We start from the raw sequence: 11,930 nt of genomic DNA, 5'->3' as shown, positions 1-11,930 counted from the left end.
TTCCTGCAGCGTCGCACTTTTTTGCCGGGCGAGCGGATGATGGCGTGCGACCATCACCATCAGCGGCATGCGTACACCGTGTACGAGCTTGATGTCGTGCGGGCGGGCAAGATCGAAGGTGACGCCGACGTCGCAATCGCCGTCAGCGACGAATTGGAAGATATTGTTGTAGTTGTCCGCGCGAATGCGGAAGTCGACGGCGGGGTTCTTGTTGTGAAAGGCAGCTACGAATTCCGGCAGGAACTGAACCGTGAGACTGTCCAGGCAAGCGATATTTACGCGGCCTGTCCGCTTGCCCTGCAGATCGCCAAGATCGGACTTCATGATCTCGTACTGGTGCATGGTCTCCTTGGCATGCTTCAGCACCACCTTGCCGGCGGCGGTAAGGCGAAGGCCATCGGAGAAGCGCTCGAAGAGTGGGGTTCCAAGCTCGTCCTCCAGCTTGCGGATCTGACGACTGAGTGCTGATGTCGCGACATGCACTTCGTCGGAAGCTTTGCGGATCGAGCCGGAACGCGCGACTTCGATGAAATATCTCAGGATGCTGGCGTGCACAAAGGGTCCCCCAAATATCCCGAGATTCATAGCATGCTCACCGCCCCTGCCAAACCGGTGCACGTTTTTCGCGAAAGGCCAAAACGCCCTCCTGGGCATCCTCGCTTTGTAGCGCACGGATCAATGCGGGTGTGCGCAGGCCTTGCGCTTCGGCGGGGCTCAGGTGTCCGGTGCGGTTGACCGTCTGCTTGATCGCCCTGAGCGACAAAGGCGCGCAAGCCACGATCTCTTTCACCCAGCGGTCGACGGCCGCATCGAGTTCGGCATAAGGGACGGTCTCGTTGACGATCCCGAAATCCTGCATCTCGCTTGCTGTGAACTGCCGGCCGGTCAAAAGGACGGCCATTGCGCGATTGTGGGGGATCTTTCGCTGTAGCAGGACCATGCCGCCGTCGAGCGGCATTCGACCGACGCGTGCCTCGGGAAGGCCGAACTTTGCCGTCTCCGCCGCAATCACGATGTCGCAACCGAGCACCATCTCAAAGCCGCCGCCGAGCGCATAGCCGTTGACCCTGGCGATGACCGGCACGTCGAGCGTTTTTCGAAAGGCGATCCCCCCGAAGCCGCTGGGGCGGCTTTCGGCCCAGTATTCAAGGCCGGTCTTGTTGCCGCTGCCCTTGAGGTCAGCCCCGGTAGAGAAGGCTTTTTCGCCTGCGCCGGTAAGCACCACGCAACTGATGTCGTCGCGGGCTTCGATCTCCCGCCAAATGGCTTCGAGCTCCCGCTCGGTCTCGGCATCGACGGCATTCATGCGCTCGGGACGGTCGAGTGTCACCCGCGCCATCCGGTTGCCGACGGAAAATCCGACGGTCATGCCGCATCTCCCTGTCGTGCCGGGAGCGCTTCCAGGATTTCATCATTGTGCTGGCCGAGGTGCGGTGGCGGAATGCGCACTTTCACCGGAGCGGCCGACATGTCGATCGGCGAGCCAATCAGACGCACTGGCCCGGCCGCCGTTTCTCCGGCCTCAAGTATCATTCTGTTGATGATCGTCTGTTCGTCGTCCAGCGCCTCTGCAAGTGTGCGGACCGGTGCGCAGAGGATATCTACCTCTTCCAGCCGCTTCAGCCAGTGGGCATTGCTGTTTCTTGCAAAGTTTTCGCGGAAGATCGCCTGCAGCTCCGGTCGATGCGCCATCTGGGCGTCGAAGTCCTTGTATCGGGGCTGCTGAGAAAGGTCTTCGATCTCCAGCGCATTGCAGATGTCCTGCAACGGGTTCTGCTTGAAGGCGCCGACCATGACGATCGCTCCGTCCGTGGTCTCGAAGACGCCCGTCAGCGGAAAGGCACCCCAGTTGAGGTCCTTCTTGCGCATCATGTGGGCAGCGCCTTCCTGCATCTGCATGGCGAGCATCGAATTGTAGAGGCTGACCGCGACCTGCTGACCTTCTCCCATCTTTTCACGCTGCAGCAGAGCCAGAAGAATGCCCTGCACGAGATGCATGCCGGCGGAATAATCTGCAAGCGGCGTCGCATAGATCGAGGTTGGATGGCCGCTGTCGGATTTGCGCCGCATCACGCCGGTCAGTGCCTGGGCGAGGACGTCCTGGCCACCTTTGTGCTGATAAGGCCCGGTAAGCCCGAAGCCGGTGCCGACGGCATAGATCAGCCGCTTGTTGATCTTCTTCAGGTCCTCATAGCCGAAGCCCATCCGTTCCATGACGCCCGGACGGAAGTTGTTGACGACAACGTCCGCACTTTCGATGAGCGTGAGGACAGCTTCGCGTGCCTCCTGAAGCTTGAGGTCGAGTGCCAGGCTCTTCTTGTTGCGGTTGAGGGAGCAGAAGACGGGATTATTCAGCCCATCGGGATCCGATCCCAGCGACCAGCGCGATAGATCGCCGATCCGGCTCTTTTCGATCTTGATGACCTCGGCGCCGTAGTCCGCGAGCACCTGGGTGCAGCAGGGACCAAGCATGACCTGCGTGAAATCGATCACGCGGACGCCGTCGAGTGGGAGAGAGTTCATTCCGCAGCCTCCAGGAATGTTGCATTTTCGGATGGGCGGTCGCCGGGGTCGGCGCCCTGTGCCCGCATTTGTTTCTGGATCGCCCGAACATCGGCCTTCTTGACCGTGGTCGCTGCATTGAGGGCCACGACGGCGGCTACGCCGGCCGCCTCCCCCATGGCCATGCAAGGTGGGATCTCACGGCTCGATTTCTGCGCCTGCGGCGTCGACGAATAGTGGCGGCCGGCGACGATCAGTTGATCCACTTCGCGTGGCAGCATGGCGCGGTATGGGGTGTAGTAGTCGCGACCACGGCAGACCGTGTCTGCGAAGTGGATGCGGTTCATCACATCGTCCTTGGTGACGACGTATTCGCCGTCGAGCAGTCGGCTCTGGCGCACGCCCGTCTGCGGCGCGAAATCCACGACATAGGCGTTCTCGAAGCCGGGCAACTTCTCTCGAGAGAATTCCAAGAGCCGTCCGATCCGGTTGCGACCCTCGATTTCGGCCTTTGTCAGGTCCTCGGTCTTGAGCCCGGAAAGATTGGGCATGTGCGGGCAGTTGAGCCAGACGACGCCCGGAAGCGGCGTCTTCAGCCACCAGAAGGACCAGCAGCCGCCGATCAGGCGTTTGGCCTCGTGATCGAGCCTCTTGAAGGCCTCCGGCTCCTCGATTTCAAACCGCTCGGCGGCGTCGGTGTCGACGCCGCCCCAGCGCGAAACCGTGGTGAGGATAAAGTTCGATTCCACATGCGAGGCGCCGGCGCTTGCTGCGACATCGAGGTCGCCCGTCGTGTCGATGACGACATCACCCATGATGGCCTGCAGGCCTTCCTTCGTCTGGCAGATGACGCCCTTGATGGCGCCGTCCTCGACGATCGCGGAAGAGAACCAGCTGTGGGTGCGTAGCTTGACGCGGGATTCGCCGATGATGTCGTAAGCGGCGCGCTTGAAACCGTCGGGATCGAAGGCGGCCGAGAAGCAGACCGGATGCGGCATCGATTGCGTGTGGAAATCGAAGAGACCCCAGCGCGCCCAGCGCTGCCAGGCTTCCGGCGTGTCGCGAAATTCGATCAGCCGGTCGCGCTCCGTCGGCGTAACGCAGAGATCCCAGCGCTTCATGCGCTCGATCATCTCCATGCAGATGCCGCGTACGGTGACTTCGAGCTCGTTGATCATATCGTCGAGCACCAGCACCATACCGCCCGCGGCAAGCCCGCCAACATAGGGATAGCGCTCGAGAAGGGTGACGGTGGCGCCGTTGCGGGCGGCGGAGACGGCAGCCGATATGCCGGCCGGACCGCCGCCGACCACGACAACATCCGAACGATCGACGACACGGATCTCCCGCGCAGGCTGATGAATAACCTGAGTCATTGGTGTTTCCTTATTTTTTGCGTGGGCTCAGTGTTGTCCGGCCGGTTTCCAACGGACGACCTTGGCTTCGACGATTGAGACGATGAAGAACAGCACCACGGCAAGCAGCGCGGCAATCACCACCGTCGCGTAGAGAAGCGGCGAGCGGAAATTGTAGGTGGCCTCGATAATGAGGGCGCCAAGGCCGAAGCTGGAGCCGATCCATTCGGCGACGATCGCCCCCATCACGCTACTCGTCGCCGCGATCTTCAATGCCGCGAAGAGGAAGGGCAGAGAGCTCGGAAAGCGGACCTTCCACAGGATCTCCGAATTGCTCGCCGACAGCACCCGCATCAGATCGAGCATGGCCGGGCTTGCAGACCTTAGGCCCTGGACCATATTGACCAGCGTCGGGAAGAAGCAGATCAACCCTGCGATAATGATCTTGGGCGTTATGCCGTTGCCGAAGATGAGCACCAGGATCGGCGCCAAGGCGATGATCGGGATCGCCTTAACGAAAACGGCGATCGGGTAGAAGGCCTTTTCCGCCGTCGTGCTATGGACGAACCAAATCGCGAGCATGATAGCGACGAGGTTGCCGAAGACGAAACCGAGTGCGGCTTCCAGCAGGGTCGGCAGGAAATTGTTCATCAGCGTCGGCGCATTGTCTCGGAAGGCGTGGACGACGTCGATTGGGCCCGGAGCCATGAAGGTCGGGATCTTGAAGATCCAGACGACGAGTTGCCAGAGCACGACGCAGCCGATCGCCGCCACGATCGCGGGCATATGCGAGGAGAAGACGCCAAGGGTCGCATCCAGAAGCGCGATCCTGCGCGGTGCGTGGGCGAGGCTGCGCCCTTCGGTCTGCAGGGCGTTGCTCATAGACATTCCTCCAGCAGCGAGCGCAGATGCGCCGTCACCTTGATGAACTCCACGGTATCGCGCATGGCGAGCGAACGCGGATAGGGCAGATCGACCTTCATGAACTCCTTCACGCGGCCGGGATGGGCCTGCAGCATCAGCACATGCTGGCCGAGGAAGGCGGCTTCCGGAATGGAATGGGTGACGAAGACGATCGTCGTTCCCGTCTCCTGCCAGACGCGCAAGAGCTCCTCGTTCAGCTTGTCGCGGGTGATCTCGTCAAGCGCGCCGAAGGGCTCGTCCATCAGCAGGATCCGCGGGCGCGTGACGAGCGCCCGGGCGATCGCGACGCGTTGGCGCATGCCGCCGGAAAGCTCGTGCGGTAAGGCATTTTCGCGCCCCTTGAGGCCGACAAGCGCCAGCAGGTCATGTGGATCGGCATAGGAGCTCTTGTCGTGCTTGCCGACTTCGACTGGCAGGCGAACATTGTCGATGACGCTGCGCCAGGGCAACAGCGTCGCATCCTGGAAGACGAAGGCGAAGTCTCTGTCCTCGCGCGCCTCTCGTGGCGAGCGGCCGAGCACGGAGACCGAACCGTCGCTGATATGCACGAGATCGGCAATGCAGCGCAGCAGCGTGGACTTGCCGCAGCCCGACGGACCAAGCATGGTGACGAAGGAGCCTTCCGGAATATCCACCGAGACATCCGACAGGGCCGTGAACTCATTAGCCTTGTCGCCGAAGCGGATATCGAGATTGCTGACGGAGACGGCAAGCCCGGATCCGCTGTTCAGCGGATCCGGCTGCCTGACGGATACAGCGCTCATCATGACGCTCACCCGACCTGCTTGCGGATTTCGGCGGTGGCGTCGAGAATCGCCATGGTGGCCACATCATCGACGGTCGGCACGGTTCCTTTGAACTGCTGGAGATCGGCATAGGCCTTGATCTGGGCGGCCCAATTGTCCTTGTTCATGGCACCCCAGCCGAATTCCTTGGTGCTGTCGCCGAAGGAGAAATCGATGACGGGGTGGACGGCCTGGAGTTCGCTCGCCTTGTCGAGGTTCGGAAAGGCTTCGACCAGCATCTCGACTGCCTCTTCCGGATTGTCGCGAACATAACCCCAGCCCTTGGCAGCAGCCGTGGTGAAGCGGATCAGAACATCGGAATGCTTATCGAGCTGTTCGTCGGTCGTGTAGTAGACATTGGCATAGAGCTGCAGACCGGCATCCCAGAGCATCATATCGACACGGTCGTCGCCAAGAACCGCCAGCGCATTGGTATTGGTGACCCAGCCGGTGACGGCATCGGCCTGACCGGTAATCAACTGGTTCATGTCGGAACCCATGTTGACCATCTTGACTTGGTCTTCCGGGATGCCGTTCTTGGCGAGCAGCGCGCGCAGCAGGATGAAGGCCGTCGGCTGGGTGGCGATCGTCTTGCCGATCATATCCTTCGGCTCGCGGATCGGCGCCTTCTTCAGCGAGAAATAGGTGAAGGGGTGCTTGCGGTAGCCGGCGATGAAGGCCTTCACCGGCAGGCCGGCGGAACGCGCCAGCATCACCGAGGGGCTGGAGGAGATCTGGCCGAGTGTCGACTGGCCGGCGGCAACACCGGCGACGCCATCGACGTTCGGGCCGCCAGGGACGATTTCGAGCTCGATACCCTGCTCCTTGAAGAAGCCCTTCTTCTGGGCGGCGACCTCGCCGATCAGGCCGTTGGAGGCGAGCCAACCGAGCTGCATCCTGACCTGGGCGACATCCTCAGCCCGGCCGGCGCGAATACCAATAAAACTGGAGGCGGCGGCGAGACCACCGAACGCGGCCGCATTCGCCATGAAATGGCGACGGTTCATCATGAAACGTGACATTTTGGTTCCCTTGTGAGGCTCTAAGCAAATATGCGATTGCTTGGCGATGCCGGTCTGGATGCCGGCTTAACAGGAACGATGACGCAAAGGAGCGTTCCAATAAAGAACAATATTTCGTATCTAGCCTTGCCCAAAAGGCAACGCCGCAAGCCGATCCGGCCCAGATTATGTGCGAACCTCTTGTGCACGGGATCCAAGCCCGCACAGCCGTACTTTTGCAAAATCGTCGCCGACGCAGGCGATAACGGCGGGGCGGGCACGCGAGCTACGCCGAAGCTATAGGCCGGCGAGGGTTTTGGCTTCGCCGGCCATGAAGTCGCAGAACAGCCTTACGCGTGCCGGAACGGTCCGCCCGAAGGCATGCAGGACACTGAGAGGTAGCTTGGGAAGCCCAATCTCCGGTGCGAGATCGACAAGCGTGCCGACCTGCAGATCGTCCGTCACGAGGCATCGCAGCAGATAGGCAGCGCCAAGCCCGCTACGCGCAGCGTGGATCAAGGCCATTCCCGTATCGCAGTCGACCCGCCCCTTGGGGATAAAAGCCGTGCCATCTGCGAGTCGGACGGGCTGCGCCGCGCCGCCCATCGCGTAACGCGCAAAGGACAAACCGACCAGGTCGTCCGCGGATTTCGGGCTGCCCCATGTGTTGAGGAAGGCAGGGGAGGCGACAATCGCCATCGGCAGATCCGCCAGACGGCGGACAATCAAATCCTCTTGCATGGGAGTTCCGACGCGCAGGGCGACGTCATAATCCTCGCGGACCAAATTAACGAAGCGGTCGGTCAGCCCGACATCGAGCTGGAGGTCCGGGTAATTCTTTGCAAACGTGTCGAACAGGCGGGGGAGTAGCAGCGGCGCAAGCTCACCGGGCATGCTGATCCGCAGCCTGCCGGACGGCGCTACCTGTGACCGGATGGCCCCATCGCTCGCATCGAGCTCGCGCAGCAGCGGCGCGACGCGCTCGAAGAACGCCTGTCCGTCCTGCGTCAGGGTCAGCGCTCGGGTAGAGCGCAGGAAGAGCCGCGTTCCGATTCTCTTCTCTAATCGCGCCACGCTTTTCGAGACCGCTGATGGTGTCGTGCTGAGATCGCGCGCGGCCGCCGTGAATGATCCGGTTTCTACGGTCCTCACGAACGCCATCAATCCCGACGTCTCGTCCAGCAGGTTTGGCATTCGTATCTCCGTGGGGCACAAATCATGTGCCTGGTCGTGGTCTAATGGCATGCGTCGCGAGCGTTTATCTCATCCCCGATGGAAAAAGGAGATAAACAAATGCAGCGTCTCAAGGGTAAGGTTGCCGTGATCACCGGTGGTAACAGCGGCATCGGCAAGGCGACCGCGCGCCTCTTCGCAGAGGAGGGGGCGCAGGTCATCATGACCGGTAGACGCCATGACGTCGTCGATCAGGCGGTCGGAGAGATTGGCCACGGTGCCATCGGCATCGTTGGCGACGTTTCCGATCTGGAGCATCACCAAAAACTCGCGGACATGGTGAAAAGCCGCTTCGGCGGCTTGGACATCTACATGGCAAATGCCGGTGTCATCAACCTCGCGGCTTCGGGCAATGTTACGCCTGAAGACTACGACCGCCATTTTGCAACGAATACTCGCGGCGTCTTCTTCGGCGTGCAGGCGGTCGCTCCGCTTCTTCGCGATGGCGGTAGCATTATCGTCACGAGTTCGTTGGCGGCAACGAAGGTCTTGCCGGACCACGCCGTTTATGCTGGCTCGAAAGCTGCGGTCGCCGCCTTCGCCAAGAACTGGGCCATCGAATTCAAACCACGGAAGATCCGCGTCAACATCCTGAGCCCCGGGCCAGTCGAAACCGCAATCCTCGGCAAGCTGGGGGTTTCGGAAGCCGATCGCCCGACATTTGAAGACTATATGGCTTCCCTCATTCCCGCCGGCCGCATGGGGCGGCCGGAGGAACTGGCCCGCGCTGCGCTATTCCTTGCGTCCGACGCAGGGAGCTTCGTTAACGGAATCGAACTGCATGTCGATGGCGGCATGACCTTGGCTTGAAGGACAGCGCGCTTGCCAGCATCGAACTCTCGCAGAGCCCGAGCGGCGTGACCGATATAGGCCTTGCCGATATCCGTCGCGACAACTGTTTTGCCGGATCTGTCGAGAAGTTTCACGCCGAGGCGTTCTTCGAGATGGCGAATCTGTTGCGACAGCGCGGATTGTGAAACGTGCAGCTTTTCGGCCGCCCACGTGAAGCTACCTTGTTCGACCACCGAGATTAAATATCGTGCGAGATCATAACAAGGCGACATTAGACATTATAATCGCGGCGGTGCGGCCCGACAGCGTTTGCAGCTGACGGGCCAACCACACGCTTTGGTTACTGGGCTGCCTGCTGCAGATCCTCGTCGTCCTCTTCTTCATGCTTGCGCGGCTGGTAGCGCGCGCGGAGCAGGACATAGAAGACGGGTGTCAGGAGGAGACCGAAGATGGTCACGCCGAGCATGCCGCTGAACACGGCAGTGCCGAGCGACTGGCGCATCTCGGCGCCTGGTCCCTCAGCCACGACCAGCGGCAGCACCCCGAAGATAAAGGCAAATGCCGTCATCAGGATCGGGCGCAGGCGCAGGTGGCTTGCCTCGATCGCGGCCTCGATGGCTGTTTTGCCTTCATCCTGCGCCTGGCGCGCGAACTCGACGATCAGGATCGCGTTCTTCGCGGCCAGTCCGATCAGGACGACGAAGCCGATTTGCGTCAGGACGTTGTTGTCCATGCCCCTGATATAGACGCCGATCAGCGCGCCGAGGACGGCGAGCGGTACGATCAGGATGATCGCAAGCGGAAGCACCCAGCTTTCGTACTGGGCCGCGAGCGCCAGGAAGACGAAGACAACCGACAGCGCGAAGATCCATACGATGCTGCCGCCCGTATGCGTTTCCTGGTAGGAGAGGTCCGTCCATTCGAAGGTCGTACCCGGCGGCAGCATCTTGGTGGCCAGTGCGTCCATCTTCTGGATGGCGTCGCCGGTCGAGACGCCAGGAGTGGCGTTGCCCTGCAGCGGTACCGACACATACATGTTGTAGCGCTGGATAAGGGTCGGCCCGCTGGTGTCACGGATATCGGCAAGCGTGCCGAGTGGAACCAGCGCGCCGGTGGCGGACTTGACCTTGAGATTCAGCATGTCGTCCTTCTCCATCCTGAACCGCTTGTCGGCCTGTGCGCGCACCTGGTAGACGCGCCCGAAGGCATTGAAGTCGTTCACGTAGGAAATGCCGAGGTTCGTCGACAGCGTCTCGAAGATGCTCGGGATCGGCACGTTGAGGTACTGAGCCTTGTCACGGTCGATGTCGAGATAGAACTCGGGAGTGGACTCCGAGAAGGTTGTGAACACTCCAGCCAGACCTGGCGTCTGGTTGGCCGCGACCGCCATCCGTCGCGCGACGTCGAGCACGCGCGTCATGCTGGAGCTGTCCTGGTCCATGATCTGCATCTTGAAGCCGCCGGAGTTGCCGATACCCCGGACGGGCGGTGGCGGGATCGCGATGATGAAGGCTTCATCGACGCTTTGGAGGTTTTTGTAGAGCGATTTGATGATCTTGTTGGCGTTGTCACCTGTTTTCATGCGGTCGGCAAAGGGCTGGAATGATGTGAACACGACGCCGGCATTGGAGGCATTGGTGAACGTCGCGCCGCTGAAGCCCGCGAATTCCACCGCGTCCTTGACGCCTGAAGTCTTCCTGGCGATGTCGGTGACCTTGCGTACGACGGCGTCCGTCCTTTCCAGCGAGGATCCGTCCGGAAGCTGGATGACGATGATGGCGTAGCCCTGGTCCATCACCGGGATGAAGCCGCTTGGGACCTGGGTGCTTATGAACCATGTCGCGCCCAGAAGGCCGACGAAGACAACCATGGCGCAGCCGACCCCGATCCAGGATCGGACGATGAACCGCACGACGGACGAGTAGCCACGGCTGAGTGCGTCGAAGCCACGGTTGAAGCCGCTCGCGGCACCGTGTCCGATCCTTGAAAAGATGTTCCGTCTTTCCTTCGCGTGATCGTGCTTCTTCAGGACGACGGCCGCGAGCGCCGGGGATAGGGTAAGCGAGTTCAATGCCGAGATGGCCGTCGCGATCGAGATGGTGACGGCGAACTGCCTGTAAAATTGCCCCGAGATGCCCGGAATGAAGGCTGTCGGTACGAAAACCGCAATCAGTACCAGGGAGATCGCCACGACGGCGGTGCCGACTTCGTTCATCGTGACGTGCGCAGCTCTGCGCGGACTCATGCCCTTGGCAAGGTTGCGTTCGACATTTTCAACGACGACGATCGCATCATCGACCACGATGCCGATCGCCAGGACCAGACCGAAGAGCGTCAGCATGTTCAGTGACATGCCAAAGGCGGCGAGGAACGCGAAAGTACCGATCAGCGACACAGGGATGGCGACGATCGGGATGATCGCCGTGCGCCATGACTGCAGGAACACGAGGACCACGAGGGCGACCAGTATGGCCGCTTCGCCGATCGTTCGATAGACCTCCGAGATGGACTCGGCGACAAACTCGGTTGGGTCGTACACGATGCTGTATTCAAGACCGGGCGGGAAGTTCTTTGACAAATCTGCCATCATCGACTTGATCTGCCCGGTCGTCTCCAGCGCGTTCGTGCCCGGTCGGGCGTTGATAACGAGCGCGACGGCCGTTTTGTTGTTCAGATAGCTGTTCGTGACATAGTCCTGCGCACCGAGCTCGACGCGCGCGACGTCCTCCAGCTTCACCAGGCGGCCGTCCGCAGCAGCCTTGACGATCACGTATCGGAACTGGCGGGCGTCGGAAAATCGGCCATCCGTCCTGACCGTATACTGAAAGGCGTTGTCGGTTCCGGCCGGAGGCGCTCCAATGGAGCCACCCGTGACCTGGACGTTCTGGTCCCTGAGCGCGTTGACGACGTCGGCGGATGTCATGCCGTAGGCCGACAGTTTCTCCGGGTCGAGCCAGACACGCATGGAATATTGACGCTCGCCGAATATCTGGACGTCACCGACGCCCTGGAGGCGTACGAGAACGTCACGAATGCGGCTGCGTGCATAGTTGGACGTGTAGAGCTGGTCGTAGCGGCCGGTCGGAGACAGGAGGTGGACGACCATCAACAGATTCGGCGAGGTCTTGTCGGTCGTGACGCCGAGACGTTGCACCTCTTGCGGAAGGCGGGGCAGGGCAATGGCGATACGGTTCTGGACGAGCACCTGTGCTTTATCGAGGTCGGTTCCCAGCTTGAAGGTGATTGTCAGTGCCATGGAGCCATCGCCACTGGAGTAGGATGACATGTAGAGCATGTCCTCGACGCCGTTCACCTGCTGTTCGATCGGTGTCGATACC

General features: G+C 61.1%; 11 protein-coding genes and 1 pseudogene. 2 read left to right on the top strand and 10 right to left on the bottom strand.

Annotation, left to right across the window (positions count from 1 at the left end):
* The 8 genes from ACPYOJ_RS32160 to ACPYOJ_RS32125 all read right to left on the bottom strand — a co-directional run.
* Positions 1 to 555 (bottom strand): LysR family transcriptional regulator (locus ACPYOJ_RS32160; protein ID WP_481419869.1); only part of this gene is annotated, 555 nt, incomplete at its 3' end.
* Between the two features lie 37 nt (positions 556 to 592).
* Positions 593 to 1,369, bottom strand: a complete 777-nt coding sequence (locus ACPYOJ_RS32155; RefSeq protein WP_481419868.1) for an enoyl-CoA hydratase-related protein — start codon at positions 1,367 to 1,369, stop codon at positions 593 to 595.
* Positions 1,366 to 2,523 (bottom strand): CaiB/BaiF CoA transferase family protein, encoded by a 1,158-nt coding sequence (locus ACPYOJ_RS32150; RefSeq protein ID WP_481419867.1) that lies wholly within the window; start codon positions 2,521 to 2,523, stop codon positions 1,366 to 1,368. The genes ACPYOJ_RS32155 and ACPYOJ_RS32150 overlap by 4 nt, the downstream gene beginning before the upstream one ends.
* Entirely contained in the window at positions 2,520 to 3,878 is a 1,359-nt protein-coding gene (locus ACPYOJ_RS32145; RefSeq protein WP_481419866.1) for an FAD-dependent oxidoreductase, read from the bottom strand. Before ACPYOJ_RS32145 ends, ACPYOJ_RS32150 begins: the two co-directional genes overlap by 4 nt.
* Before the next feature lie 27 nt (positions 3,879 to 3,905).
* Positions 3,906 to 4,739, bottom strand: a complete 834-nt coding sequence (locus ACPYOJ_RS32140) for an ABC transporter permease (protein WP_168833418.1) — start codon at positions 4,737 to 4,739, stop codon at positions 3,906 to 3,908.
* Positions 4,736 to 5,548: an ABC transporter ATP-binding protein gene (locus tag ACPYOJ_RS32135; RefSeq protein WP_481419865.1), complete on the bottom strand. Its 813-nt coding sequence runs from the start codon at positions 5,546 to 5,548 to the stop codon at positions 4,736 to 4,738. Before ACPYOJ_RS32135 ends, ACPYOJ_RS32140 begins: the two co-directional genes overlap by 4 nt.
* A gap of 5 nt (positions 5,549 to 5,553) precedes the next feature.
* On the bottom strand, positions 5,554 to 6,588 hold the full coding sequence (locus ACPYOJ_RS32130; RefSeq protein WP_481419864.1) for an ABC transporter substrate-binding protein: 1,035 nt from the start codon (positions 6,586 to 6,588) through the stop codon (positions 5,554 to 5,556).
* A gap of 276 nt (positions 6,589 to 6,864) precedes the next feature.
* The gene (locus ACPYOJ_RS32125; protein ID WP_481419863.1) at positions 6,865 to 7,761 is read right to left on the bottom strand and encodes a LysR family transcriptional regulator; all 897 of its coding nucleotides are present in this window, start codon (positions 7,759 to 7,761) and stop codon (positions 6,865 to 6,867) included.
* Between the two features lie 99 nt (positions 7,762 to 7,860).
* Here ACPYOJ_RS32125 and ACPYOJ_RS32120 point away from each other — a divergent pair, with 99 nt between their 5' ends.
* Positions 7,861 to 8,610, top strand: a complete 750-nt coding sequence (locus ACPYOJ_RS32120; protein WP_481419862.1) for an SDR family NAD(P)-dependent oxidoreductase — start codon at positions 7,861 to 7,863, stop codon at positions 8,608 to 8,610.
* A complete protein-coding gene (locus ACPYOJ_RS32115; protein ID WP_481419870.1) occupies positions 8,607 to 8,777 on the top strand; it encodes a hypothetical protein in 171 nt (56 codons plus the stop codon). Before ACPYOJ_RS32120 ends, ACPYOJ_RS32115 begins: the two co-directional genes overlap by 4 nt.
* Here ACPYOJ_RS32115 and ACPYOJ_RS32110 read toward each other — a convergent pair.
* Together ACPYOJ_RS32110 and ACPYOJ_RS32105 are read right to left on the bottom strand one after the other, a co-directional pair.
* Positions 8,736 to 8,864: pseudogene (locus tag ACPYOJ_RS32110) on the bottom strand (LysR family transcriptional regulator); the annotation flags it as partial. The gene ACPYOJ_RS32115 and the pseudogene ACPYOJ_RS32110 overlap by 42 nt on opposite strands.
* 68 nt (positions 8,865 to 8,932) lie before the next feature.
* Positions 8,933 to 11,930 (bottom strand): efflux RND transporter permease subunit (locus ACPYOJ_RS32105; protein ID WP_481419861.1); only part of this gene is annotated, 2,998 nt, incomplete at its 5' end.

Source organism: Rhizobium sp. SVR5-9E (genome assembly GCF_056755095.1).
The sequence above is the reverse complement of the archived record's forward strand: the minus strand, read 5'-3'. Positions and strand labels throughout refer to the sequence as shown.